This window comes from Streptococcus mitis SK597, from assembly GCF_000148545.1.
In the GTDB taxonomy this organism is placed as follows: Bacteria; Bacillota; Bacilli; order Lactobacillales; family Streptococcaceae; genus Streptococcus; species Streptococcus mitis_C.
This window is the reverse complement of the sequence record NZ_AEDV01000076.1, coordinates 1-26,856: the sequence shown is the minus strand read 5'-3', so window position 1 is coordinate 26,856 and position 26,856 is coordinate 1. Positions and strand designations below refer to the sequence as shown.

Sequence of the window (26,856 nt, the reverse complement as noted above, 5' to 3'; positions counted from 1 at the left end):
TTAGTTTCTTTAGGTAACCATTTATGAATGAGCTTATTGTGATTCTTATTAGTTTGATACTTAATGAAAATCAAAGAGCAAACTAGGAAGCTAGCCGCAAGCTGTACTTGAGTACGGTAAGGCGACGCTGACGTGGTTTGAAGAGATTTTCTAAGAGTATAAGATAGATAACTCTCTGAAACTACTTTCAGAAACAGCTGTTCTATAAAATACTTTTGAAACTGGAATCTATCCTACTACAAAGTATTGAAAGCGCTTCATAAATAATATATAATGACCTCATAAGAACAAAGAAAAGGAGGAAAGAGGATGCCACAGATTACTAAAGAAGCCTTGATTGAACAAATCAAAGATGGAATCATCGTTTCTTGTCAGGCCCTTCCTCACGAACCGCTTTATACAGAAGCGGGAGGAGTCATTCCCTTGCTGGTCAAAGCGGCTGAGCAAGGTGGAGCAGTCGGTATCCGAGCAAACAGTGTTCGTGATATCAAGGAAATCAAGGAGGTTACAAAACTTCCGATTATCGGGATTATCAAACGAGATTATCCGCCACAAGAACCCTTCATCACGGCTACTATGAAAGAAGTTGATGAATTGGCAGAACTGGACATCGAGGTGATTGCTCTGGATTGTACCAAGCGTGAACGCTACGATGGTTTGGAAATTCAAGAGTTCATTCGTCAGGTTAAGGAGAAATATCCTAACCAGCTTTTGATGGCAGATACTAGTATCTTCGAAGAAGGACTAGCAGCTGTAGAAGCAGGAATTGACTTTGTCGGAACAACCTTGTCAGGATACACATCCTACAGTCCAAAAGTAGACGGTCCAGATTTTGAACTCATCAAAAAACTCTGCGATGCCGGTGTAGATGTCATTGCAGAAGGAAAAATTCATACACCAGAACAAGCCAAACAAATCCTTGAATATGGAGTGCGAGGCATCGTTGTTGGTGGCGCTATTACTAGACCAAAAGAGATTACGGAACGCTTTGTTGCTGGTCTCAAATAACACAATCTGAAAAAAGAGGAGAGTGGTGGATGAGTAGGATGAAATGAAATCGCATACAAGAAATAAAGAACTCATTATCCAAGTTGGATACGCTTATTACATAGGAGAATACAAATGAAATTTAGAAAATTAGCTTGTACAGTACTTGCGAGTGCTGCGGTTCTTGGTCTTGCTGCTTGTGGCAATTCTGGCGGAAGTAAAGATGCTGCCAAATCAGGTGGTGACGGTGCCAAAACAGAAATCACTTGGTGGGCATTCCCAGTATTTACCCAAGAAAAAACTGGTGACGGTGTTGGAACATATGAAAAATCAATCATCGAAGCGTTTGAAAAAGCCAATCCAGATGTAAAAGTGAAATTGGAAACTATTGACTTCAAGTCAGGTCCTGAAAAAATCACAACAGCTATCGAAGCAGGAACAGCTCCAGACGTACTCTTTGATGCACCAGGACGTATCATCCAATATGGTAAAAATGGTAAATTAGCTGACTTAAACGACCTCTTCACAGATGACTTTGTTAAAGATGTCAACAACGAAAACATCGTACAAGCAAGTAAAGCTGGAGACAAGGCTTACATGTATCCAATTAGTTCTGCCCCATTCTACATGGCTATGAACAAGAAAATGTTGGAAGAAGCTGGAGTTGCAAACCTTGTAAAAGAAGGTTGGACAACTGATGATTTTGAAAAAGTTTTGAAAGCGCTTAAAGACAAAGGCTACACACCAGGTTCATTGTTCAGTTCTGGTCAAGGGGGAGACCAAGGAACACGTGCCTTTATCTCAAACCTTTACGGCGGTTCTGTAACAGATAAAGATGTCACAAAATATACAACTGATGATCCTAAATTCGTCAAAGGTCTTGAAAAAGCAGCTAGCTGGATTAAAGACGGTTTGTTGAACAATGGTTCACAATTTGACGGTGGAGCAGATATCCAAAACTTTGCCAACGGTCAAACATCTTACACAATCCTTTGGGCGCCAGCTCAAAACGGTATCCAAGCTAAACTCTTGGAAGCAAGTAAAGTAGAAGTGGTAGAAGTACCATTCCCATCAGATTCAGGCAAACCAGCTCTTGAATACCTTGTAAACGGATTTGCAGTATTCAACAACAAAGACGACAAGAAAGTTGCTGCATCTAAGAAATTTGTTCAATTCATCGCAGATGATAAAGAATGGGGTCCAAAAGACGTTGTTCGTACAGGTGCCTTCCCAGTTCGTACTTCATTTGGTAAACTTTATGAAGACAAACGTATGGAAACAATCAGTGGTTGGACTAAATACTACTCACCATACTACAACACTATCAATGGTTTTGCTGAAATGAGAACACTTTGGTTCCCAATGTTGCAATCTGTATCAAATGGTGACGAAAAACCAGCGGACGCTTTGAAAGCCTTCACTGAAAAAGCGAACGAAACAATTAAAAAAGCCACAAAACAATAAGCACTAAATCAGATTGATCCCTCCCTTTTCCCTGTGCATAGTCTATGTAAGAAAAGGGAGGATTTTGTTTGAAATGTAAGGAACTGTCACGAAATTAAAATGAAGTTCTTACATAAGCGAATCTTAAAAAATTTCATTTTGATTTTAAAACAGTTCAAGAAAGTCAAAAAATTATTCTATTTGAAAGAGAGGTGCCGACTGTGAAAGTCAATAAAATTCGTATGCGGGAAACAGTGATTTCCTATGCTTTCCTAGCACCAGTGTTGTTCTTCTTTGTCATCTTTGTATTGGCTCCTATGGTGATGGGATTCATTACAAGTTTCTTTAATTACTCTATGACAAACTTTGAGTTTGTAGGCTTAAACAACTATATCCGTATGTTTAAAGACCCTGTCTTTATGAAGTCTTTAATCAACACGGTTATCCTGGTTATTGGATCTGTGCCAGTTGTTGTTCTATTCTCGCTCTTTGTAGCATCACAAACCTATCACCAAAATGCTATTGCCAGATCTTTCTACCGTTTCGTCTTCTTCCTTCCTGTTGTAACAGGTAGTGTTGCTGTAACAGTTGTATGGAAATGGATCTATGACCCACTATCAGGGATTCTAAACTTTGTCCTCAAGTCAAGTCATATCATCAGCCAGAACATTTCTTGGCTGGGAGACAAACACTGGGCTTTGATGGCGATTATGATTATCCTTTTGACAACTTCAGTTGGTCAGCCGATTATCCTTTATATCGCTGCTATGGGGAATATTGACAATTCACTGGTTGAAGCGGCGCGTGTTGATGGTGCAACTGAGTTTCAAGTTTTCTGGAAGATTAAATGGCCTAGCCTTCTTCCAACAACCCTTTACATCGCAATCATCACAACAATTAACTCATTCCAGTGTTTTGCTTTGATTCAGCTTTTGACATCTGGTGGTCCAAACTACTCAACAAGTACACTTATGTACTACCTTTACGAAAAAGCCTTCCAATTGACAGAATACGGCTATGCCAACACAATTGGTGTCTTCTTGGCAGTCATGATTGCGATCGTAAGCTTTGTTCAATTTAAAGTACTTGGAAACGACGTAGAATACTAAAGAAAGGAGACAGCTATGCAATCTACAGAAAAAAAACCATTAACAGCCTTCACTGTTATTTCAACAATCATTTTGCTCTTGTTGACTGTGCTGTTCATCTTTCCATTCTACTGGATTTTGACAGGGGCATTCAAATCACAACCTGATACAATCGTTATTCCACCTCAGTGGTTCCCTAAAATGCCAACCATGGAAAACTTCCAACAACTCATGGTGCAGAACCCTGCCTTGCAATGGATGTGGAACTCAGTATTTATCTCATTGGTAACCATGTTCCTAGTCTGTGCAACCTCATCTCTAGCAGGTTATGTATTGGCTAAAAAACGTTTCTATGGTCAACGCATTCTATTTGCAATCTTTATTGCTGCCATGGCTCTTCCGAAACAAGTTGTTCTTGTACCATTGGTACGTATCGTCAACTTCATGGGAATCCATGACACTCTTTGGGCAGTTATCTTGCCTTTGATTGGATGGCCATTTGGGGTTTTCCTCATGAAACAGTTCAGTGAAAATATTCCAACAGAGTTGCTTGAATCAGCTAAAATCGATGGTTGTGGTGAGATTCGTACTTTCTGGAGCGTAGCCTTCCCAATTGTAAAACCAGGGTTTGCAGCTCTTGCAATCTTCACCTTCATCAATACTTGGAATGACTACTTCATGCAGTTGGTAATGTTGACTTCACGTCAAAATTTGACCATCTCACTTGGGGTTGCGACCATGCAGGCTGAAATGGCAACCAACTATGGTTTGATTATGGCAGGAGCTGCTCTTGCAGCCGTGCCAATCGTAACAGTCTTCCTAGTCTTCCAGAAATCCTTCACACAGGGTATTACTATGGGAGCTGTTAAAGGATAATACTCTGCGAAAATCGAATTCAAACTACGTCAGCGTCACCTTGCCATACTTAAGTATTGTCTGCGGTTAGCTTCCTAGTTTGCTCTTCAATTTTCATTGAGTATAGGAAAATTAATCTATCAAAATACAGAAGTATATTTTATAGATTTAGAGAATATAGAGTTATAAGTGTCTACAAAATGTTGGGTATTTTCTTACCTTGGAGATTTTGTTAGACACTTATAAACTTAAGAATGGTTTTAGTTAACTATCAGAAACGAAGGAAAGAGTATGATTTTTGACGATTTGAAAAACATCACCTTTTACAAAGGAATTCATCCCAATCTAGACAAGGCTATCGACTATCTCTACCAACATCGTAAGGATTCTTTCGAACTAGGTAAGTATGATATTGATGGAGATAAAGTCTTTCTAGTTGTTCAGGAAAATGTCCTCAATCAAGCTGAAAATGACCAGTTTGAACATCACAAGAACTATGCAGATTTGCATTTGCTGGTAGAAGGACATGAATATTCGAGTTACGGTTCACGTATCAAAGATGAAGCAGTAGCATTCGACGAAGCGAGTGACATTGGCTTTGTTCATTGTCATGAAAACTACCCACTCTTGTTGGGTTATCACAATTTTGCAATTTTCTTTCCAGGAGAACCACACCAGCCAAATGGCTATGCAGGTATGGAAGACAAGGTTCGCAAATATCTCTTTAAAATTTTGATTGATTAAAAAATCAGGAGGAGCAAACATGGCACAAAAAGGAGTAAGCCTTATCAAGGCAGCATTTGATACAGACAACTTTCTCATGCGTTTTAGCGAGAAAGTCTTGGACATCGTGACAGTCAATCTTCTTTTTGTCGTCTCTTGTTTACCCATCGTGACGATTGGAGTGGCTAAAATCAGCCTCTACGAGACCATGTTCGAAGTTAAGAAGAGCAGACGGGTGCCTGTTTTTAAAATCTATCTAAGAGCTTTTAAGCAAAATCTGAAATTGGGTTTCCAATTAGGTTTGCTTGAGTTGGGTATCGTCTCGTTAAGCCTTCTAGATCTCTATCTCTTCTGGGGTCAGACAGCTATGCCTTTCCAAATGGTGAAAGCTATTTGTCTAGGCGTTCTTATCTTCCTCACTATCGTGATGTTGGCTAGCTATCCCATCGCTGCACGTTATGACCTATCTTGGAAAGAAATTCTTCAAAAAGGATTGATGTTGGCTAGTTTTAATGCTCCTTGGTTTATCTTGATGATTGCAATTATCTTTTTGATTTTGATGATTCTATATCTATCAGCCTTTACCCTTCTATTGGGAGGATCAGCTTTTATTCTCTTTGGTTTTGGACTCCTTGCTTTTTTACAAGTAGGAGTGATGGAAAAGCTATTTGCTAAGTATGAGTAAGGCTTGCAATTATTTCTGAAACTACTTTCAAACGCTCCAAACGCTATTCTATAAGCAAGAAACTAAAATCTAAGTGCCTACAAGATATTGAAAGCCTTTTCGGTAAAGTGTATACTAAAGAAGTAAAGAAAGAATCTGCTTTAGCAGAAAATAAAAATAATAGGAGAAAATCTATGTCAGATTTGAAAAAATACGAAGGTGTCATTCCAGCCTTCTACGCATGTTATGATGATCAAGGAGAAGTAAGTTCAGAACGTACGCGTGCCTTGGTTCAATACTTCATTGATAAAGGTGTTCAAGGTCTTTATGTCAATGGTTCTTCTGGTGAATGTATCTACCAAAGTGTAGAAGACCGCAAGTTGATTTTGGAAGAAGTCATGGCAGTTGCTAAAGGTAAACTGACCATCATTGCTCACGTAGCTTGCAACAATACCAAGGATAGTATGGAACTTGCTCGCCACGCTGAAAGTTTGGGTGTAGATGCCATTGCAACAATTCCACCAATTTACTTCCGCTTGCCAGAATACTCAGTCGCTAAATACTGGAACGATATTAGTTCTGCAGCTCCAAATACAGACTATGTCATCTACAACATTCCTCAATTGGCAGGGGTTGCTTTGACTCCAAGTCTCTACACTGAAATGTTGAAAAATCCTCGTGTTATCGGTGTGAAGAATTCTTCTATGCCAGTTCAAGATATCCAAACCTTTGTGAGCCTTGGTGGGGAAGACCATATCGTCTTTAACGGTCCAGATGAACAGTTCCTAGGTGGTCGCCTCATGGGTGCCAAAGCTGGTATCGGTGGTACATATGGTGCGATGCCAGAACTCTTCTTGAAACTCAATCAGTTGATTGCAGATAAAGATTTGGAAACAGCGCGTGAATTACAGTACGCTATCAATGCAATCATTGGCAAATTGACTGCTGCACATGGAAATATGTACGGTGTGATTAAGGAAGTCTTGAAGATTAATGAAGGGTTGAATATTGGTTCTGTTCGTTCACCATTGACACCAGTGACTGAAGACGATCGTCCAGTTGTAGAAGCAGCTGCAACCTTGATTCGTGAAACCAAGGAGCGCTTCCTCTAATCCATAAGGAGGTATTTATGACACACTACGTTGCAATTGATATCGGTGGAACCAACATCAAATATGGTTTGATCGACCAAGAAGGTCAACTTGTTGAATCGCATGAAATGCCAACAGAGGCGCATAAGGGTGGACCTCATATCTTACAAAAAACCAAAGATATCGTAGCCAGCTATTTAGAAAAAGGCCCAGTAGCAGGTGTTGCCATTTCTTCTGCAGGGATGGTAGATCCTGACAAGGGTGAGATTTTCTATGCTGGGCCTCAGATTCCCAACTATGCAGGAACTCAGTTCAAGAAGGAAATCGAGACTAGCTTTAATATTCCTTGTGAAATTGAAAATGATGTCAACTGTGCAGGTCTGGCTGAGGCAGTATCTGGTTCAGGAAAGGGAGCGAGTGTGACACTTTGCTTGACCATTGGAACAGGTATCGGTGGTTGTTTGATTATGGATGGGAAAGTCTTCCATGGATTTAGCAATTCAGCCTGTGAAGTTGGTTATATGCATATGCAGGATGGAGCGTTCCAAGATTTGGCTTCTACAACAGCCTTGGTGGAGTATGTAGCAGCAGGTCATAGAGATCCAGTTGACCAGTGGAATGGCCGACGCATCTTTAAGGAAGCCACTGAAGGAAACAAGATTTGCATGGCTGGTATTGACCGAATGGTAGATTACCTTGGGAAAGGTCTGGCTAATATTTGCTATGTTGCCAATCCAGAAGTGGTTATTCTCGGTGGCGGTATCATGGGACAAGAGGCTATCCTCAAACCCAAGATCCGTACAGCCTTGAAAGATGCCTTGGTGCCAAGCCTAGATGAAAAAACAAGATTAGAATTTGCTCATCATCAGAATACAGCAGGGATGTTGGGTGCCTACTATCATTTTAAAACAAAACAATCCTAGTTTGGCTGAGCCAAACTAGGATTTTCTAATCAAGTTCCCTTGACTTTCTTTATAATCGTGAGATAATAAGTAAAATATATAAAGGAGTTATATAAAATGGCTATAGCGAATTCAAATAAAATTGTGACCTTTCAAGCTAATAGAGAATTGGTAAATGATGCCATGGAAGTGTTAAAAGAACAAAATCTCTCTCTTTCATCGGCACTTAGATTATTTTTAAAGAATGTTGCCGTAACAAATGAAGTAGATTTACTGAGTGAAGAGGAATTAGAGAAGGAGTATTTGTTTAGACAATTACAAGCAAAAGTTCAAGAAAGTTATGCCAAGATTGAGGCTGGAAATTACTTGACAGATGAGGATGTCGTGACACGCTATGGATTATAAAAGATATAGGATTTTGTATTCTCCTAGAGTGATTGATAGTCTGGATAAAATATATCAGTATATAGTAGAGGAAATCGGTTCTGTAGAGGCTGCGAGACGAAAAGTGGCGAGTATCAGAAAAGATATTAATCGGCTAGAAATTTTCCCCCAAGCTGGATTTGATACCGATGAAAAATTTGGTAAGAAATTAGATCCTCACTACCAAACGCGAGGATTGACCTTGAGTAAGGATTACATCGTATTATATACAATTGTTGAGGATACCGTCAGACTTGCTTATTTACTCCCTTCAAAAAGTGATTACATGAAATTATTCAAGACTAAGTCAAGATATGACTAATTCACAATCTTGAAGAGGTATAGTAGATTGAATCAAGAATAGTACGCCACGACTGCTAAAATATTTCTATACATTAATTTGACTTTCCTAATCGATTTGTTCACATCTTATTTCAATCTGCTATATGTTTGGTGATGAATAAAAATCCTAGTTTGGTTTAACCAAACTAGGATTTTCTGACACGTTTTTGTCTACGATAGCCGTTGAGTTTCTTATTTTCCCAGTAGCTATTAAAGATTTTCTCCTTACTTTCACGATTGATTTCCAAAAAGTAGGCATAAATCAAATCGATAAAGAAGAGCATAGGAAGTTGAGCGGATATTCGTTGGATATAGGAAGGTTGGCTGTGGGTGGCTACAAGAACAGTCTCTGTATAGGCTTGACTATCTTTATTGGGAACACTTGAAAAGAGTACAGTCTTTGCCCCCATCTCCTTGGCATCTAATAGACTATCTAAAATAGAGGGAGTTGTGCCAGAAAGTGAGAAACCAAGTACGAGACAATTTTCGTCCATAATACTGGTTGTCCAGGCAAATCCGTCTTGATCGGTCGAAGCTTCGCAGACCACACCCAGACGCATGAAGCGCAATTTCATTTCACGAGCAACAAGGCCAGAACTGCCTGTTCCGAAGAAGTAGACACGCTCAGCATCTTCGATTAGCTGGGCAATTCGTTCTAGTTGGACTTCGTCAATCAAGTCTTGTGTTTGTTCCCTCATATTGCTATAACTTCTGAGGACTCGTTTGGTCAGTGGACTGTGCTTGAAGACTTGGTTGGCTTGATTTTCTGCCTCATGTTGGTATTGGAAAATAAATTCTCTATAGCCAGTAAAACCACACTTTTTAGCAAAGCGGGTCAGAGCAGCCTGAGAGATATGTAATTTTTGAGTGACCTGTTGAGAAGATAAATCATCTGTAATCGTTTCTGCTTGTAAAAAATAGCGAGCGATTTCTTGCTCTAGGTCTGTCATTTCTTCAAAATGTGAATCAATGACAGTTGCGATATCTGGTTTGTCCATAGGGAAGGCTCCTTTAAATGAGTCGTGTTGGAAAAAGACTAGATTATTGAACTTTTACATTCATTATAACATATAATATAGAGATGGATAAATAAAAACGTATCTTACTGTAAAAACGAAAAAAAGCTTCTTTCTTTTCCATAATTTTCTGCTCAAATTGTGGTACAATTAAGAGTAAGATTTTAAGTTAGAAATGAGACTGATTTGTATGAGAAAATTTAACAGCCATTCGATTCCGATTCGGCTTAATTTATTATTTTCAATCGTCATTTTACTCTTTATGACCATTATTGGTCGTTTGTTGTATATGCAGGTTTTGAACAAGGATTTTTACGAAAAAAAGCTAGCCTCAGCTAGTCAGACCAAGGTCACAACCAGTTCTGCCCGTGGGGAAATTTATGATGCTAGTGGAAAACCTTTGGTAGAAAATACGTTAAAGCAGGTTGTTTCCTTTACGCGTAGCAATAAAATGACGGCTACAGACTTAAAAGAAACAGCTAAAAAGTTACTGACTTATGTGAGCATCAGTTCGCCAAACTTGACAGAACGCCAGCTGGCTGATTACTATTTGGCTGATCCTGAAATCTATAAAAAAACAGTGGAAGCTCTCCCAAGTGAGAAACGCTTGGATTCAGATGGCAATCGCCTATCCGAATCAGAACTGTATAACAATGCGGTCGATAGTGTCCCAACAAGTCAACTAAACTATACAGAGGATGAAAAGAAAGAAATCTATCTTTTTAGTCAGTTAAATGCTGTTGGAAACTTTGCGACAGGAACCATTGTGACAGATGGTCTGACAGATACCCAGATTGCTCTGATTGCCTCTGCTTCGAAACAATTACCCGGCGTCAGTATCTCAACTTCGTGGGATCGAAAAGTTCTAGAGACTTCCCTTTCTTCTATAGTAGGTAGTGTATCCAGTGAAAAAGCTGGTCTCCCAGCGGAAGAAGCAGATGCTTATCTTAAAAAAGGTTATTCTCTAAATGACCGTGTTGGGACCTCTTATCTAGAAAAGCAATACGAGGAAACCTTGCAAGGTAAACGCTCAGTGAAGGAAATTCATCTAGATAAGTACGGTAATATGGAAAGTGTCGAAAATATCGAAGATGGTACCAAAGGGAATAATATTAAACTGACCATTGATTTGGCCTTCCAAGATAGCGTGGATGCCTTGCTGAAAAGTTATTTCAATTCAGAGTTGGGGAATGGTGGAGCTAAGTATTCTGAAGGTGTGTATGCAGTCGCCCTTAACCCAAAAACAGGTGCTGTGTTATCCATGTCAGGGATCAAACATGACTTGAAAACGGGAGAGTTGACGCCTGATTCCTTGGGAACGGTAACCAATGTCTTTGTTCCAGGTTCGGTTGTCAAGGCGGCGACCATCAGCTCAGGTTGGGAAAATGGAGTCTTGTCGGGAAATCAGACCTTGACAGACCAGTCCATTGTCTTCCAAGGTTCAGCTCCCATCAATTCTTGGTATACTCAGGCTTACGGTTCATTCCCTATCACAGCAGTCCAAGCTCTGGAGTATTCATCTAATGCCTATATGATCCAAACAGCCCTAGGTCTTATGGGGCAAACCTATCAACCCAATATGTTTGTCGGCACCAGCAATCTAGAGTCTGCTATGGGGAAATTGCGTTCAACCTTTGGTGAATATGGTTTGGGTTCTGCGACTGGGATTGACCTACCAGATGAATCTACTGGATTTGTTCCCAAAGACTATAGCTTTGCTAATTACATTACTAATGCCTTTGGGCAGTTTGATAACTATACGCCCATGCAGTTGGCTCAGTATGTAGCAACTATTGCAAATGATGGTGTTCGTGTGGCTCCTCGTATTGTTGAAGGCATTTATGGCAATAATGATAAGGGAGGACTGGGTGACTTGATTCAGCAACTGCAACCGACAGAGATGAATAAGGTCAATATATCCGACTCCGATATGAGCATCTTGCACCAAGGTTTTTATCAGGTTGCCCATGGAACTAGTGGGTTGACCACTGGCCGTGCCTTTTCAAATGGGGCCTTGGTATCCATTAGCGGAAAAACGGGTACAGCCGAAAGTTATGTGGCAGATGGACAGCAAGCAACCAATACCAATGCGGTGGCCTATGCCCCATCTGATAATCCCCAAATCGCTGTTGCAGTGGTCTTTCCTCATAATACCAATCTAACAAATGGTGTAGGACCTTCCATTGCACGTGACATTATCAATCTATATCAAAAATACCATCCAATGAACTAGAAAGGAAATTATGCTTTATCCAACACCCATTGCCAAGCTGATTGACAGTTATTCCAAGTTACCAGGTATCGGGATTAAGACGGCTACGCGTCTGGCCTTTTATACGATTGGGATGTCTGATGATGATGTCAATGAATTTGCAAAAAATCTCCTTTCTGCTAAGAGAGAATTGACCTACTGTTCTATTTGTGGACGTTTGACAGACGATGATCCTTGCTCTATCTGTACCGATCCAAGTCGTGACCAGACAACGATTTTGGTGCTAGAGGATAGTCGTGATGTGGCAGCTATGGAGAACATCCAAGAATACCATGGCCTCTATCATGTTCTGCATGGCCTCATTTCTCCTATGAATGGTATCAGTCCAGATGATATCAATCTCAAGAGCCTTATGACTCGTCTGATGGATAGTGAGGTTTCAGAAGTGATTGTAGCCACAAATGCTACAGCAGATGGAGAAGCGACTTCCATGTATCTTTCACGTTTGCTCAAGCCAGCTGGTATCAAGGTTACGCGCCTGGCGCGAGGTCTCGCTGTGGGAGCAGATATCGAGTATGCGGACGAAGTGACCCTCTTACGGGCTATTGAAAATCGAACGGAGTTGTAAGTGTAGACAAATTTACGAACTCCATTCATTTATAAAAAATCAAAGAGGCTGAAAATCGTTCCTATCGGCCTCTTTTTGTATAGTGTGATGGGTAGTATCAGGTTCAAGTTTTAAAAAACCAAGCAAATATGATATACTAAAGAGCGAGTATTCTAGTAGAATTAGGACAAGTAATATGAAACAAACGATTATTCTTTTATATGGTGGACGGAGTGCGGAACGCGAAGTCTCTGTCCTTTCAGCGGAAAGTGTCATGCGTGCGGTCAATTATGATCGTTTCACAGTCAAGACTTTCTTCATCAGCCAGTCAGGTGACTTTATCAAAACGCAGGAATTTAGTCAGACTCCAGGTCAAGAGGATCGTCTTATGACCAATGAAACCATTGATTGGGATAAGCAAGTTGCACCAAGTGCCATCTACGAAGAAGGTGCAGTGGTCTTTCCAGTTCTTCACGGTCCGATGGGAGAAGATGGCTCTGTCCAAGGATTCTTGGAAGTTTTGAAAATGCCTTATGTTGGTTGCAACATCTTGTCATCGAGTCTTGCCATGGACAAAATCACGACTAAGCGTGTGTTAGAATCTGCTGGTATTGCCCAAGTTCCTTATGTGGCTATCGTTGAAGGGGATGATGTGACTGCTAAAATCGCTGAAGTGGAAGAAAAATTGACTTATCCAGTCTTCACTAAGCCGTCAAACATGGGATCTAGTGTCGGTATTTCTAAGTCTGAAAACCAAGAAGAACTCCGTCAGGCTTTGGAACTTGCCTTTCAATATGACAGCCGTGTCTTGGTAGAGCAAGGAGTGAATGCCCGTGAAATTGAGGTTGGCCTCTTGGGCAACTACGATGTCAAAAGCACCCTGCCAGGAGAAGTTGTCAAGGACGTTGCCTTTTATGACTACGATGCCAAGTATATTGATAACAAGATTACTATGGATATTCCTGCCAAAATCAGTGATGATGTGGTAGCTGTCATGCGTCAAAATGCAGAAACTGCCTTCCGTGCCATTGGTGGGCTCGGTCTCTCTCGTTGCGATTTCTTCTATACAGATAAGGGAGAGATTTTCCTAAACGAGCTCAATACTATGCCAGGTTTTACCCAGTGGTCTATGTATCCATTACTTTGGGACAATATGGGAATCAGCTATCCAGACTTAATCGAGCGATTGGTTGATCTTGCCAAGGAAAGTTTTGACAAGCGCGAAGCGCATTTGCTATAAAAATGAAAGAGAGGGTAGAAGCCAGAACCATCACTGTAAGGTGATTAGAGTTCTTGGACTTCAACCCTTTTTAAAGGAGTAGAAATGAAATTAACAATCTATGAAATTGCCCAAGTTGTTGGAGCTAAAAATGATATCAGTATCTTTGAGGACACCCAGTTAGAAAAAGCTGAGTTTGATAGTCGTTTGATTGGAACTGGAGATTTATTTGTGCCACTTAAAGGTGCGCGTGATGGCCATGACTTTATCGAAACAGCCTTTGAAAATGGTGCAGCAGTAACCCTGTCTGAGAAAGAGCTTGCAAATCATCCCTACATTCTAGTAGATGATGTGCTGACTGCCTTTCAAACCCTAGCTGCCTACTATCTTGAAAAAACAGCGGTTGATGTCTTTGCGGTTACGGGTTCAAATGGCAAGACAACGACCAAAGACATGTTGGCGCACTTGCTATCAACAATCTACAAAACCTACAAAACACAAGGCAACTACAATAACGAGATTGGCCTTCCCTACACAGTTCTCCACATGCCTGAAGGGACAGAAAAGTTGGTCTTGGAGATGGGGCAGGATCACTTGGGAGATATTCATCTCTTGTCTGAATTGGCTCATCCAAAAACAGCCATCGTGACCTTGGTTGGAGAAGCCCATTTGGCCTTTTTCAAAGACCGTTCTGATATTGCTAAAGGGAAAATGCAAATTGCAGACGGGATGTCTTCGAATTCCTTGCTCTTGGCACCAGCAGATCCGATTGTAGAGTCCTACTTGCCAGCTGATAAAAAGGTGGTTCGTTTTGGGCAAGGAGCAGAGCTGGAAATCACAGACTTGGTTGAGCGTAAGGACAGTCTGACCTTTAAGGCTAATTTCTTGGAACAAGCCCTTGATTTGCCAGTGACTGGTAAGTACAATGCCACTAATGCTATGATTGCCTCCTATGTTGCCCTACAAGAAGGAGTTTCAGAGGAGCAGATTCGTCAGGCCTTCCAAGATCTTGAATTGACGCGTAATCGTACTGAGTGGAAGAAAGCAGCCAATGGAGCAGATGTTTTGTCTGACGTATACAATGCCAATCCAACTGCTATGAAGTTGATTTTGGAGACATTCTCTGCTATTCCAGCCAATGAAGGTGGCAAGAAAATTGCAGTCTTGGCGGATATGAAGGAACTCGGTGACCAGTCTGTTCAACTCCATAACCAGATGATTTTGAGTCTCTCGCCAGATGTGATTGATACCGTGATTTTCTATGGAGAAGATATCGCAGAATTGGCCCAACTTGCCAGTCAAATGTTCCCAATCGGACACGTTTATTACTTCAAGAAAACAGAAGACCAAGACCAATTTGAAGACCTAGTTAAGCAGGTCAAAGAAAGCCTTGGGGCTCATGACCAAATCCTGCTCAAAGGCTCTAACTCTATGAATCTAGCCAAGTTGGTAGAAAGTTTAGAAAATGAAGACAAGTGATTTTGTCAAGTATTTGCAAAGAATGATTGCCATTACAGATACTGGATTAACCTTTACAAAAGATCCGTTTGACCGTGAGCGCTACGAAGACTTGCGAGGCCTTTTATCTGAAATGTTGAATCAAGCATCAGACCTTGATGCCGAAGAAGTGGCAGAAGTCTTGAAGCCAACTTCTGCTTATGCGACTCCGTTAATGGACGTCCGTGCTTGGATTGTTGAGGACGAAAAGATTTGTCTGGTTAGGGGACAAGGAGAGGATAGTTGGGCTTTGCCAGGTGGCTTTGGCGAGGTTGGCTATTCTCCAACAGAAAATATTCTCAAGGAAATTGAAGAAGAAACCGGTTTTAAAGCCAAAGTTGAAAGACTGCTAGCTGTTTTTGATACCAATCGTTTCCAACTACAGAGCAAACAGTATACAAAGTTTGTTTTTGGATGTAAGCTTCTTGATGGACAATTCCAAGAAAATCAAGAAATTGCTGACCTTCAATTTTTTGCCATTGACCAACTGCCGAACTTATCTGAAAAACGCATTACCAAGGAGCAAATAGAGCTTCTTTGGCAGGTTTATCAAGGTCAGAGGGAGCAATATCTTGACTAAGAAGATGATTATCGTATTTCTAAATTCATTTTTCTTAAGTAGCATGGTATAATAAAATGCAGGAAAATTTTGAATCATGAGGAAGACTAGATGAATTTATGGGATATTTTCTTTACGACCCAAGCAACAGAGCCACCCAAGTTTGATCTTTTTTGGTATATTAGTATATTTACACTCTTGGGTTTGACCTTTTATACAGCCTATCGTTATCGTGAGAAGAAGGTTTACCAACGATTTTTCCAGATTTTACAGGCAGTTCAGTTAATCCTACTTTATGGTTGGTATGGGATCAATCATATGCCACTGTCAGAAAGTTTACCTTTCTACCATTGCCGTATGGCTATGTTTGTGGTACTCTTGCTTCCTGGTCAGTCTAAATATAGGCAGTATTTTGCATTGTTGGGAACATTTGGGACATTAGCAGCCTTTGTTTATCCAGTGCCAGATGCCTATCCTTTCCCCCATATTGCCATTTTGTCCTTTATCTTTGGGCATTTAGCACTTTTGGGGAACTCTCTAGTTTATCTATTGAGACACTATAATGCGCGATTGCTGGATGTGAAGGGAATTTTTCTCATGACCTTTGCATTAAATGCCTTGATTTTTGTGGTCAATTTGGTAACAGGTGGTGATTATGGATTTTTGACAAAACCGCCATTGGTTGGAGACCACGGCTTAGTAGCTAATTATTTAATCGTTTCTCTGGCCTTGTCAGCGGCGATTACGTTGACAAAGAAAATCTTGGAACTATTTTTAGAACAAGAAACAGAAAAAATGATTGCAAAGAAAGCTTAGAAATGAGCTTTCTTTTTTGGCAATAGACAGATTGTTGATAAAGTTTACAGTGAATGAATTTCTGAACAGAAAAAACAAAAAAATTGGCTAGTAAATTTAAGGAAAAAACTGAGCACGATGAGATTTTTTGTGTTATAATATTCTGTGAATAGCTATGCCTACGTTTAGCTATTGAATATTACGAAGTTAGAAACTTGGAAGATAGAGAGGATGCGATGTAATGGCTAGAGAAGGCTTTTTTACAGGTCTAGATATTGGAACAAGCTCTGTCAAGGTGCTTGTAGCCGAGCAGAGAAATGGTGAATTAAATGTAATTGGCGTGAGTAATGCCAAAAGTAAAGGTGTAAAGGATGGAATTATAGTTGATATTGATGCAGCAGCAACTGCCATCAAATCAGCTATTTCCCAAGCAGAAGAAAAAGCAGGCATCTCAATTAAATCAGTGAATGTTGGTTTACCAGCTAATCTCTTACAGGTAGAACCAACTCAAGGGATGATTCCAGTAACATCTGATACCAAGGAAATTACGGATCAAGATGTCGAAAATGTTGTCAAATCAGCTTTGACAAAGAGTATGACACCTGACCGTGAAGTCATTACCTTTATTCCTGAAGAATTTATTGTGGATGGTTTCCAAGGGATTCGTGACCCACGTGGCATGATGGGGGTTCGCCTTGAAATGCGTGGCTTGCTTTATACAGGCCCTCGTACTATCTTGCACAATTTGCGTAAGACGGTTGAGCGTGCAGGTGTTCAGGTTGAAAATATTATTATTTCACCACTAGCAATGGTTCAATCAGTTTTGAACGAAGGTGAACGTGAATTTGGTGCGACAGTGATTGATATGGGGGCAGGCCAGACGACTGTTGCTACAATCCGTAACCAAGAACTCCAGTTTACCAATATTCTCCAAGAAGGCGGAGATTATGTAACTAAGGATATCTCTAAAGTCTTGAAAACTTCTCAGAAGTTGGCTGAAGGATTGAAATTAAACTATGGAGAGGCTTACCCTCCTCTTGCAAGTAAAGAAACATTCCAAGTAGAAGTTATTGGGGAAGTAGAACCTGTTGAAGTAACAGAAAATTACTTGTCAGAGATTATTTCTGCACGAATTAAGCATATTTTTGAACAAATCAAACAAGACTTAGACAGAAGACATTTATTGGATCTTCCTGGTGGAATTGTTTTGATCGGTGGAAATGCTATTTTACCGGGTATGGTAGAATTGGCTCAAGAAGTCTTTGGCGTTCGTGTCAAACTCTATGTTCCAAACCAAGTTGGTATTCGCAATCCGGCCTTTGCGCATGTGATTAGTTTATCAGAATTTGCTGGACAATTGACAGAAGTCAATCTTTTGGCTCAAAGAGCAGTCAAGGGTGATGAAGGATTATTTCAACAACCGCTTAGTTTTGGGGGAATGATTCAGAAAACAGCTCAGTTTGTACAATCAACGCCTGTTCAACCAGCTCCTGCTCCAGAAGTAGAGCCGGTGGCGCCTACAGAACCAATGGCAGATTTCCAACAAGCTTCACAAAATAAACCGAAATTAGCAGATCGTTTCCGTGGCTTGATCGGAAGCATGTTTGACGAATAAAGGGGAAAAATAAATTATGACATTTTCATTTGATACAGCTGCTGCTCAAGGTGCAGTGATTAAGGTAATTGGTGTCGGTGGAGGCGGTGGCAATGCCATCAACCGTATGGTCGACGAAGGTGTTACAGGCGTAGAATTTATCGCAGCAAACACAGATGTACAAGCATTGAGTAGTACAAAAGCTGAGACTGTTATTCAGTTGGGACCTAAATTGACTCGCGGTTTGGGTGCAGGAGGTCAACCTGAGGTTGGTCGTAAAGCTGCTGAAGAAAGCGAAGAAACACTGACGGAAGCTATCAGTGGCGCGGATATGGTCTTCATCACTGCTGGTATGGGAGGAGGCTCTGGAACTGGAGCTGCCCCTGTTATTGCTCGTATTGCAAAAGATTTGGGTGCTCTTACAGTTGGTGTTGTAACACGTCCGTTTGGTTTTGAAGGAAGCAAGCGTGGACAATTTGCTGTAGAAGGAATCAATCAACTTCGTGAGCATGTAGATACTCTATTGATTATTTCAAACAACAACTTGCTTGAAATTGTTGATAAGAAAACACCGCTCTTGGAGGCTCTTAGCGAGGCAGATAACGTACTTCGCCAAGGTGTTCAAGGAATTACTGACTTGATTACAAATCCTGGTTTGATTAATCTTGACTTTGCCGATGTGAAAACAGTTATGGCAAATAAAGGGAACGCTCTAATGGGTATTGGTATCGGTAGTGGAGAAGAACGTGTGGTAGAAGCAGCTCGTAAGGCAATCTACTCACCACTTCTTGAAACAACTATTGACGGTGCCGAGGATGTCATCGTCAACGTTACTGGTGGTCTTGATTTAACCTTGATTGAAGCAGAAGAGGCTTCACAAATTGTGAACCAGGCAGCAGGTCAAGGAGTGAACATCTGGCTCGGAACATCTATTGATGAAAGTATGCGTGATGAAATTCGTGTAACAGTTGTTGCAACAGGTGTTCGTCAAGACCGCGTAGAGAAGGTTGTGGCTCCACAAGCTAGACCTACTACCAACTACCGTGAGACAGTGAAATCAGCTCATTCACATGGCTTTGATCGTCATTTTGATATGGCAGAAACAGCTGAATTGCCAAAACAAAATCAACGTCGCTCGGAACCAGCTCAAGGCTCTGCTTTTGGTGATTGGGATTTACGTCGTGAGACAATTGTTCGTCCGACTGATTCAGTAGTGTCACCGGTAGAACGTTTTGAAATTCCAAATTCACAAGATGAAGATGAGTTGGATACACCTCCATTTTTCAAAAATCGTTAAGTAAATGAATGTAAAAGAAAATACAGAACTTGTTTTTCGAGAAGTTGCAGAGGCTAGTCTGAGTGCTCATCGAGAGAGTGGTTCAGTTTCTGTCATTGCAGTTACCAAGTATGTAGATGTACCGACAGCGGAAGCCTTGCTTCCGCTAGGTGTTCATCATATCGGTGAAAATCGTGTCAATAAGTTTCTGGAAAAATATGAAGCTTTAAAAAATCGAGATGTGACTTGGCATTTGATTGGTACCTTGCAAAGACGTAAGGTGAAAGATGTCATTCAATACGTTGATTATTTCCATGCCTTGGATTCAGTCAAGCTAGCAGAGGAAATTCAAAAAAGAAGTGACCGAGTCATCAAGTGTTTCATTCAGGTAAATATTTCTAAAGAAGAAAGTAAACACGGATTTTCGAGAGAGGAACTGCTGGAAATCTTGCCAGAGTTAGCCAGACTAGATAAGATTGAATATGTTGGTTTAATGACGATGGCACCTTTTGAGGCTAGCAGTGAGCAGTTGAAAGAAATTTTCAAGGCGACCCAAGATTTGCAAAGAGAAATTCAAGAAAAACAAATTCCAAATATGCCTATGACCGAGTTAAGTATGGGAATGAGTCGTGATTATAAAGAAGCGATTCAATTCGGTTCCACCTTTGTTCGTATAGGTACAGCATTTTTTAAGTAGGAGAGAACCATGTCTTTAAAAGATAGATTCGATAGATTTATAGATTATTTTACGGAGGATGAGGATTTAAGTCTCCCTAATGAAAAACGAGATGAGCCTATTCTAACTCCAGTAAATTCTACACAGGAACCGGCTCTCCCAATCACTCAAACTCCACAGTCGGCAGGTGCAAAAGAGAGCAATATCACCAGACTGCATGCACGTCAACAAGAGTTAGCAAAGCAAAATCAGCATTCTACTGAAAAAGTAACAATTGATGTTCGTTATCCTAGAAAATATGAAGATGCGATAGAGATTGTTGATTTATTAGCAGGAAACGAAAGTATTTTGATTGATTTTCAATATATGACTGAAGTGCAAGCTCGTCGTTGTTTAGATTATCTGGATGGAGCTTGCCATGTTCTAGCTGGAAATTTGAAAAAGGTAGCATCTACTATGTATCTGTTAACACCAGTGAATGTTATTGTCAATGTTGAAGATATCCGTTTACCAGATGAAGAACAAAATGGTGAGTTTGGTTTTGATATGAAGCGAAATAGAGTACGATAATGATTTTTTTAATTCGTATGATTTATAATGCAGTGGATATTTACTCCCTGATTTTGGTAGCCTTTGCTGTCATGTCTTGGTTTCCAGGCGCCTACGAATCAAGTTTGGGTCGTTGGATTGTAGCATTGGTAAAACCAGTGCTTGCTCCTTTGCAACGCCTGCCTTTACAGATAGCGGGTCTTGATTTATCTGTTTGGGTTGCGATTGTTTTGATTCGATTTTTAGGAGAAAACCTAGTCCGTTTTCTGGCGATGATAGGATGAATAAAGGGATTTACCAGCATTTCTCCATAGAAGATCGTCCATTTCTTGACAAGGGAATGGAATGGATAAAGAAGGTAGAAGATAGCTATGCTCCTTTTTTAACTCCTTTTATCAATCCTCATCAGGAGAAGCTATTAAAGATTTTGGCCAAAACCTATGGTCTTGCTTGTAGCAGTAGTGGGGAATTCGTCTTGAGTGAGTATGTTCGAGTTTTATTATACCCAGATTATTTCCAGCCAGAGTTTTCAGATTTTGAAATATCTCTCCAAGAAATTGTGTATTCCAATAAATTTGAACACTTAACGCATGCTAAGATTTTAGGGACAGTCATCAATCAATTAGGGATTGAACGGAAACTTTTTGGAGATATCCTAGTAGATGAAGAACGGGCGCAGATTATGATTAATCAGCAGTTTCTTCTTCTCTTTCAAGATGGATTAAAGAAAATTGGCCGTATACCCGTTTCGCTGGAGGAACGTCCTTTCACCGATAAAATAGATAAGCTAGAACAGTATCGAGAGCTGGATTTATGTGTGTCTAGCTTTAGATTAGATGTTCTTTTATCAAATGTTTTGAAACTATCTAGGAATCAAGCAAACCAGTTGATTGAAAAGAAACTTGTCCAAGTAAATTATCATGTGGTAGACAAATCAGATTATATTGTTCAAGTTGGAGACTTGATTAGTGTAAGAAAATTTGGGCGCTTGAGATTGCTTCAAGATAAGGGACAAACAAAAAAAGAGAAGAAAAAAATAACCGTCCAGTTATTATTAAGTAAGTGAGGAATAGAATGCCAATTACATCATTAGAAATAAAGGACAAAACCTTTGGAACTCGATTCAGAGGTTTTGATCCAGAAGAAGTCGATGAATTTTTAGATATTGTGGTTCGTGATTACGAAGATCTTGTTCGTGCGAATCATGATAAAGATTTGCGTATTAAGAGTTTAGAAGAGCGTTTGTCTTACTTTGACGAAATGAAAGATTCATTGAGCCAGTCTGTATTGATTGCCCAAGATACAGCTGAGCGAGTGAAACAGGCGGCGCATGAACGTTCAAACAATATCATTCATCAAGCAGAGCAGGATGCGCAACGCTTGTTGGAAGAAGCTAAATATAAGGCAAACGAGATTCTTCGTCAAGCAACTGATAATGCTAAGAAAGTTGCTGTTGAAACCGAAGAATTGAAGAACAAGAGTCGTGTCTTCCACCAACGTCTTAAATCTACAATTGAGAGCCAGTTAGCTATTGTTGAATCTTCAGATTGGGAAGATATTCTCCGTCCAACAGCTACTTATCTTCAAACCAGTGATGAAGCCTTTAAAGAAGTGGTTAGCGAAGTGCTTGGAGAACCGATTCCAGCTCCAATTGAAGAAGAACCAATTGATATGACACGTCAGTTCTCTCAAGCAGAAATGGCAGAGTTACAGGCTCGTATTGAGGCAGCCAATAAAGAATTGGCTGAATTTGAAGCTCAGGCTAAACAGGGAGTGGAAAATCCAACTCCTGTAGTGAGTCCTCAAATGGAAGAAGAGCCTGCTCATCCAGTTGGTCCAATGTACGAAGAACCAGAAGTAGCTCCAGTACATCCTTCGGCTCCAACACCAGCTACAGAAACGTTTGATTCAGCACCAGGATTTGAAGCACCGCAAGAATCCGTTACAATTTTATAAGAAATATTCTGAGAACAATATCTTATCCTTATATTTCCAGCGAGCAGGAGATGGTGTGAGTCCTGCATTCCCTAACGATAAGATTATCCTCTCAAAAACTCAAGTCTGAATGGAGTAAGATTTGACGTTCCCCACGTTACGGGATAAGAGGGAGAAAGACTAGATCTTTTTCCGAATAAAGGTGGTACCACGATTTTCGTCCTTTTTGGCAGTCGTGGTTTTTAATTTGTTATTATTTATAAAGGAGATACCATGAAACTCAAAGATACCCTTAACCTTGGGAAAACAGCTTTCCCAATGCGTGCAGGCCTTCCTACCAAAGAGCCAGTTTGGCAAAAGGAATGGGAAGATGCAAAACTTTATCAACGTCGTCAAGAATTGAACCAAGGAAAACCTCATTTCACCTTGCATGATGGCCCTCCATACGCGAACGGAAATATCCACGTTGGACACGCTATGAACAAGATTTCAAAAGATATCATTGTTCGCTCAAAATCTATGTCAGGTTTTTACGCACCATTTATCCCAGGTTGGGATACTCATGGTCTGCCAATCGAGCAAGTTTTGGCAAAACAAGGTGTCAAACGTAAAGAAATGGACTTGGTTGAGTACTTGAAACTTTGCCGTGAATACGCTCTTTCTCAAGTAGATAAACAACGTGAAGACTTTAAACGTTTGGGTGTTTCTGGTGACTGGGAAAATCCATATGTGACTTTGACTCCTGACTATGAAGCAGCTCAAATCCGTGTATTTGGTGAGATGGCTAATAAAGGTTATATCTACCGTGGTGCAAAACCAGTTTACTGGTCTTGGTCATCTGAGTCAGCCCTTGCTGAAGCGGAGATTGAATACCATGATTTGGTCTCAACTTCCCTTTACTATGCCAACAAGGTAAAAGATGGCAAAGGTGTTCTAGATACAGATACTTATATCGTAGTTTGGACAACAACTCCATTTACCATCACAGCTTCTCGTGGTTTGACTGTTGGTGCAGATATTGATTACGTTTTGGTTCAACCTGCTGGTGAAACTCGTAAGTTTGTGGTTGCTGCAGAATTATTGACCAGCTTGTCTGAGAAATTTGGCTGGGTTGATGTTCAAGTTTTGGCAACTTATCGTGGTCAAGAACTCAACCACATCGTAACAGAACATCCATGGGATACAGCTGTAGATGAATTGGTTATTCTTGGTGACCACGTTACAACTGACTCTGGTACTGGTATTGTCCATACAGCCCCTGGTTTTGGTGAGGACGACTACAATGTTGGTATTGCTAATGGTCTTGAAGTCGCAGTGACTGTTGACGAACGTGGTATCATGATGAAGAATGCTGGTCCTGAGTTTGAAGGTCAATTCTATGACAAGGTTGTCCCAACTGTTATCGAAAAACTCGGCAACCTCCTTCTTGCCCAAGAAGAAATCTCTCACTCATATCCATTTGATTGGCGTACTAAGAAACCAATCATCTGGCGTGCAGTACCACAATGGTTTGCCTCTGTTTCAAAATTCCGTCAAGAAATCCTGGATGCTATTGATAAAGTTAAATTCCATACAGAATGGGGGAAAGTACGTCTTTACAATATGATCCGTGACCGTGGCGACTGGGTTATCTCTCGTCAACGTGCTTGGGGTGTTCCACTTCCAATCTTCTATGCAGAAGACGGTACAGCTATCATGACTGCTGAAACGATTGAACACGTGGCTCAACTCTTTGAAGTACATGGTTCAAGCATTTGGTGGGAACGTGATGCCAAAGACCTCTTGCCAGAAGGATTTACTCATCCAGGTTCACCAAATGGTGAGTTCAAGAAAGAAACAGATATCATGGACGTTTGGTTTGACTCAGGTTCATCATGGAATGGGGTTGTAGTAAACCGTCCTGAGTTGACTTACCCAGCAGACCTTTACCTAGAAGGTTCTGACCAATACCGTGGTTGGTTCAACTCATCACTCATCACATCTGTTGCCAACCATGGCGTAGCACCTTACAAGCAAATCTTGTCACAAGGTTTTGCCCTTGATGGTAAAGGTGAGAAGATGTCTAAATCTCTTGGAAATACCATTGCTCCAAGCGATGTTGAAAAACAATTTGGTGCTGAAATCTTGCGTCTCTGGGTAACAAGTGTTGACTCAAGCAACGACGTGCGTATTTCTATGGATATCTTGAGCCAAGTCTCTGAAACTTACCGTAAGATTCGTAACACCCTTCGTTTCTTGATTGCCAATACATCTGACTTTAACCCAGCTCAAGATGCAGTAGCTTACGATGAGCTTCGTTCAGTTGATAAGTACATGACTATTCGCTTTAACCAGCTTGTTAAGACCATTCGTGATGCTTATGCCAACTTTGAATTCTTGACAATCTATAAGGCATTGGTGAACTTTATCAACGTTGACTTGTCAGCCTTCTACCTTGATTTTGCTAAGGACGTTGTTTACATCGAAGGTGCCAAATCACTGGAACGCCGTCAAATGCAGACTGTTTTCTATGACATTCTTGTGAAAATCACCAAACTCTTGACACCAATCCTTCCTCACACTGCGGAAGAAATCTGGTCATATCTTGAGTTTGAAGCTGAAGATTTTGTTCAATTGTCAGAATTACCAGAAGCTCAAACTTTTGCTAATCAAGAGGAAATCTTGGATACATGGGCTGCCTTCATGGACTTCCGTGGACAAGCTCAAAAAGCCTTGGAAGAAGCGCGTAATGCAAAAGTTATCGGTAAATCACTTGAAGCACACTTGATAGTTTATCCAAACGAAGTTGTGAAAACTCTACTTGAAGCAGTAAACAGCAATGTGGCTCAACTCTTGATCGTGTCAGACTTGACCATTGCAGAAGGACCAGCTCCAGAAGCTGCTGTTAGCTTCGAAGATGTAGCCTTTACAGTTGAACGCGCTGCAGGCCAAGTATGTGACCGTTGCCGTCGTATCGACCCAACAACAGCAGAACGCAGCTACCACGCAGTCATCTGTGACCACTGTGCAAGCATCGTAGAAGAAAACTTCGCGGACGCAGTCGCAGAAGGATTTGAAGAGAAATAGTTTCGAGTAGTCTGGAGAATATTCATGAATTGAGTATTTTAACTAGTTATGGTATGATATTTAGTATAAAACATTAAAGGAGATTTATTATGAAGTCAAAAGCTTTAGCACCTTATAGTGGTATTGTTGGTTTAGTAGGTGGAATCTACTTGCTTATTGCCCCACTTCTTTTACTAGCAGCAGTTGTGAGTACAGCTGCTACAGCAACAGCTACACAGAGTCCTGAATTAACTGCATCTACAACAGTTGCAGGAGTTGCAGGAGTTTTACTTCCAACCGTTTTAAAAATTGCTATTTTAGTTTTAGGAATTGTTGCGATTGTATACTATAAGGAAGAAAGTCGTGTTGGTTCGGCTCCTTCTGTCCTATTAATCGTAGGTGGAGCAGTTGGCTTGATTCCAGCCCTTGGTTGGGTAGGAGGAATCCTAGCAATTATCGGTGGTTCACTATTTTTAGGAAGTCTCAAAAAATTCAAAGTTGAAGGATAAAAAATAAGGAAAAGGATTGTCAAACAGTCCTTTCCTTTTTGGTTTTGACTAGCTTTTTTGTGAAAAATTGTGTAAAATAGAATAGATAAACGAGGGAAAACCTCGGAAAATTTAAAGGAGAATCCATCTAATGGTAAAATTGGTTTTTGCTCGCCACGGTGAGTCTGAATGGAACAAAGCTAACCTTTTCACTGGTTGGGCTGATGTTGATTTGTCTGAAAAAGGTACACAACAAGCGATTGACGCTGGTAAATTGATCAAAGAAGCTGGTATTGAATTTGACCAAGCTTACACTTCAGTATTGAAACGTGCGATCAAAACAACTAACTTGGCTCTTGAAGCTTCTGACCAATTGTGGGTTCCAGTTGAAAAATCATGGCGCTTGAACGAACGTCACTACGGTGGTTTGACTGGTAAAAACAAAGCTGAAGCTGCTGAACAATTTGGTGATGAGCAAGTTCACATCTGGCGTCGTTCATACGATGTATTGCCTCCAAACATGGATCGTGATGATGAGCACTCAGCTCACACAGACCGTCGTTATGCTTCACTTGACGACTCAGTTATCCCAGATGCTGAAAACTTGAAAGTGACTTTGGAACGTGCTCTTCCATTCTGGGAAGATAAAATCGCTCCAGCTCTTAAAGATGGTAAAAACGTATTCGTAGGAGCTCACGGTAACTCAATCCGTGCCCTTGTAAAACACATCAAAGGTTTGTCAGATGACGAGATCATGGACGTGGAAATCCCTAACTTCCCACCATTGGTATTCGAATTCGACGAAAAATTGAACGTAGTTTCTGAATACTACCTTGGAAAATAATTTGTAAAAAGAAAGCCTAGGATTGG

27 protein-coding genes are annotated in these 26,856 nt (G+C 40.6%); 26 read left to right on the top strand and 1 reads right to left on the bottom strand.

Annotated features, from left to right (window positions below; all coding sequences use genetic code 11):
- Positions 1 to 309 precede the first annotated feature (309 nt).
- The 10 genes from SMSK597_RS10020 to SMSK597_RS09975 all read left to right on the top strand — a co-directional run bounded on the left by SMSK597_RS10020 (position 310) and on the right by SMSK597_RS09975 (position 8,498).
- Positions 310 to 1,008 (top strand): N-acetylmannosamine-6-phosphate 2-epimerase, encoded by a 699-nt coding sequence (locus SMSK597_RS10020; protein WP_001135681.1) that lies wholly within the window; start codon positions 310 to 312, stop codon positions 1,006 to 1,008.
- A gap of 114 nt (positions 1,009 to 1,122) precedes the next feature.
- Positions 1,123 to 2,451, top strand: a complete 1,329-nt coding sequence (locus SMSK597_RS10015; RefSeq protein ID WP_000672133.1) for an ABC transporter substrate-binding protein — start codon at positions 1,123 to 1,125, stop codon at positions 2,449 to 2,451.
- A 221-nt stretch (positions 2,452 to 2,672) separates the two neighbouring features.
- A complete protein-coding gene (locus tag SMSK597_RS10010; protein WP_162489574.1) occupies positions 2,673 to 3,539 on the top strand; it encodes a carbohydrate ABC transporter permease in 867 nt (288 codons plus the stop codon).
- A 15-nt stretch (positions 3,540 to 3,554) separates the two neighbouring features.
- Positions 3,555 to 4,394 (top strand): carbohydrate ABC transporter permease, encoded by an 840-nt coding sequence (locus tag SMSK597_RS10005; RefSeq protein ID WP_001192008.1) that lies wholly within the window; start codon positions 3,555 to 3,557, stop codon positions 4,392 to 4,394.
- 270 nt (positions 4,395 to 4,664) lie between these two features.
- On the top strand, positions 4,665 to 5,117 hold the full coding sequence (locus tag SMSK597_RS10000) for a NanQ anomerase/TabA/YiaL family protein (RefSeq protein WP_000575442.1): 453 nt from the start codon (positions 4,665 to 4,667) through the stop codon (positions 5,115 to 5,117).
- 19 nt (positions 5,118 to 5,136) lie between these two features.
- Positions 5,137 to 5,781, top strand: coding sequence for a YesL family protein (locus SMSK597_RS09995; RefSeq protein WP_000057509.1), 645 nt, complete (start codon positions 5,137 to 5,139; stop codon positions 5,779 to 5,781).
- Between the two features lie 173 nt (positions 5,782 to 5,954).
- Positions 5,955 to 6,872, top strand: coding sequence for a dihydrodipicolinate synthase family protein (locus SMSK597_RS09990; RefSeq protein WP_001281519.1), 918 nt, complete (start codon positions 5,955 to 5,957; stop codon positions 6,870 to 6,872).
- A 17-nt stretch (positions 6,873 to 6,889) separates the two neighbouring features.
- Positions 6,890 to 7,774 (top strand): ROK family protein, encoded by an 885-nt coding sequence (locus SMSK597_RS09985; protein WP_000150253.1) that lies wholly within the window; start codon positions 6,890 to 6,892, stop codon positions 7,772 to 7,774.
- A 96-nt stretch (positions 7,775 to 7,870) separates the two neighbouring features.
- Positions 7,871 to 8,158, top strand: coding sequence for a type II toxin-antitoxin system RelB/ParD family antitoxin (relB, locus tag SMSK597_RS09980; RefSeq protein WP_000951985.1), 288 nt, complete (start codon positions 7,871 to 7,873; stop codon positions 8,156 to 8,158).
- Entirely contained in the window at positions 8,148 to 8,498 is a 351-nt protein-coding gene (locus SMSK597_RS09975; protein WP_000384972.1) for a type II toxin-antitoxin system RelE/ParE family toxin, read from the top strand. Before relB ends, SMSK597_RS09975 begins: the two co-directional genes overlap by 11 nt.
- Positions 8,499 to 8,664: 166 nt before the next feature.
- On the opposite strand, the gene SMSK597_RS09970 is transcribed toward SMSK597_RS09975, so the two are convergent.
- Entirely contained in the window at positions 8,665 to 9,516 is an 852-nt protein-coding gene (locus tag SMSK597_RS09970) for a MurR/RpiR family transcriptional regulator (RefSeq protein WP_000360351.1), read from the bottom strand.
- 193 nt (positions 9,517 to 9,709) lie between these two features.
- Between SMSK597_RS09970 and pbp2b the strand changes: the two genes are divergently transcribed.
- The 16 genes from pbp2b to SMSK597_RS09895 all read left to right on the top strand — a co-directional run bounded on the left by pbp2b (position 9,710) and on the right by SMSK597_RS09895 (position 26,830).
- Positions 9,710 to 11,767: a penicillin-binding protein 2B gene (pbp2b, locus tag SMSK597_RS09965; protein WP_080551657.1), complete on the top strand. Its 2,058-nt coding sequence runs from the start codon at positions 9,710 to 9,712 to the stop codon at positions 11,765 to 11,767.
- A 10-nt stretch (positions 11,768 to 11,777) separates the two neighbouring features.
- Positions 11,778 to 12,374 (top strand): recombination mediator RecR, encoded by a 597-nt coding sequence (recR, locus tag SMSK597_RS09960; protein WP_000966748.1) that lies wholly within the window; start codon positions 11,778 to 11,780, stop codon positions 12,372 to 12,374.
- A 175-nt stretch (positions 12,375 to 12,549) separates the two neighbouring features.
- The gene (locus tag SMSK597_RS09955; RefSeq protein WP_000814685.1) at positions 12,550 to 13,593 is read left to right on the top strand and encodes a D-alanine--D-alanine ligase; all 1,044 of its coding nucleotides are present in this window, start codon (positions 12,550 to 12,552) and stop codon (positions 13,591 to 13,593) included.
- Positions 13,594 to 13,677: 84 nt separating this feature from the next.
- Complete coding sequence (locus SMSK597_RS09950; protein ID WP_000778902.1) at positions 13,678 to 15,051, top strand: UDP-N-acetylmuramoyl-tripeptide--D-alanyl-D-alanine ligase; 1,374 nt, start codon at positions 13,678 to 13,680, stop codon at positions 15,049 to 15,051.
- Complete coding sequence (locus SMSK597_RS0102895; protein WP_000857986.1) at positions 15,038 to 15,649, top strand: NUDIX hydrolase N-terminal domain-containing protein; 612 nt, start codon at positions 15,038 to 15,040, stop codon at positions 15,647 to 15,649. Before SMSK597_RS09950 ends, SMSK597_RS0102895 begins: the two co-directional genes overlap by 14 nt.
- Before the next feature lie 90 nt (positions 15,650 to 15,739).
- Positions 15,740 to 16,444: a YwaF family protein gene (locus SMSK597_RS09945; RefSeq protein ID WP_001055232.1), complete on the top strand. Its 705-nt coding sequence runs from the start codon at positions 15,740 to 15,742 to the stop codon at positions 16,442 to 16,444.
- Positions 16,445 to 16,664: 220 nt separating this feature from the next.
- Positions 16,665 to 18,038 (top strand): cell division protein FtsA, encoded by a 1,374-nt coding sequence (gene ftsA, locus SMSK597_RS09940; protein ID WP_000090388.1) that lies wholly within the window; start codon positions 16,665 to 16,667, stop codon positions 18,036 to 18,038.
- Positions 18,039 to 18,054: 16 nt separating this feature from the next.
- Positions 18,055 to 19,314, top strand: a complete 1,260-nt coding sequence (gene ftsZ / locus SMSK597_RS09935; RefSeq protein ID WP_000144274.1) for a cell division protein FtsZ — start codon at positions 18,055 to 18,057, stop codon at positions 19,312 to 19,314.
- Positions 19,315 to 19,318: 4 nt separating this feature from the next.
- On the top strand, positions 19,319 to 19,990 hold the full coding sequence (locus SMSK597_RS09930; protein ID WP_001101085.1) for a YggS family pyridoxal phosphate-dependent enzyme: 672 nt from the start codon (positions 19,319 to 19,321) through the stop codon (positions 19,988 to 19,990).
- A 9-nt stretch (positions 19,991 to 19,999) separates the two neighbouring features.
- Complete coding sequence (locus SMSK597_RS09925; protein WP_000053380.1) at positions 20,000 to 20,539, top strand: cell division protein SepF; 540 nt, start codon at positions 20,000 to 20,002, stop codon at positions 20,537 to 20,539.
- The gene (locus tag SMSK597_RS0102890) at positions 20,539 to 20,802 is read left to right on the top strand and encodes a YggT family protein (RefSeq protein WP_000576512.1); all 264 of its coding nucleotides are present in this window, start codon (positions 20,539 to 20,541) and stop codon (positions 20,800 to 20,802) included. The genes SMSK597_RS09925 and SMSK597_RS0102890 overlap by 1 nt, the downstream gene beginning before the upstream one ends.
- Entirely contained in the window at positions 20,799 to 21,584 is a 786-nt protein-coding gene (locus SMSK597_RS09920; protein WP_001032406.1) for a YlmH family RNA-binding protein, read from the top strand. The genes SMSK597_RS0102890 and SMSK597_RS09920 overlap by 4 nt, the downstream gene beginning before the upstream one ends.
- 8 nt (positions 21,585 to 21,592) lie before the next feature.
- The gene (locus SMSK597_RS09915; protein WP_001123176.1) at positions 21,593 to 22,474 is read left to right on the top strand and encodes a DivIVA domain-containing protein; all 882 of its coding nucleotides are present in this window, start codon (positions 21,593 to 21,595) and stop codon (positions 22,472 to 22,474) included.
- Between the two features lie 252 nt (positions 22,475 to 22,726).
- Positions 22,727 to 25,519, top strand: coding sequence for an isoleucine--tRNA ligase (gene ileS / locus SMSK597_RS09905; protein WP_000768057.1), 2,793 nt, complete (start codon positions 22,727 to 22,729; stop codon positions 25,517 to 25,519).
- Positions 25,520 to 25,608: 89 nt separating this feature from the next.
- Entirely contained in the window at positions 25,609 to 26,007 is a 399-nt protein-coding gene (locus tag SMSK597_RS09900) for a hypothetical protein (protein WP_000836730.1), read from the top strand.
- A 130-nt stretch (positions 26,008 to 26,137) separates the two neighbouring features.
- Positions 26,138 to 26,830 carry a phosphoglycerate mutase gene (locus SMSK597_RS09895; protein ID WP_000240129.1) on the top strand — a complete coding sequence of 231 codons (693 nt, stop codon included), beginning with the start codon at positions 26,138 to 26,140 and terminating at the stop codon, positions 26,828 to 26,830.
- Positions 26,831 to 26,856 lie beyond the last annotated feature (26 nt).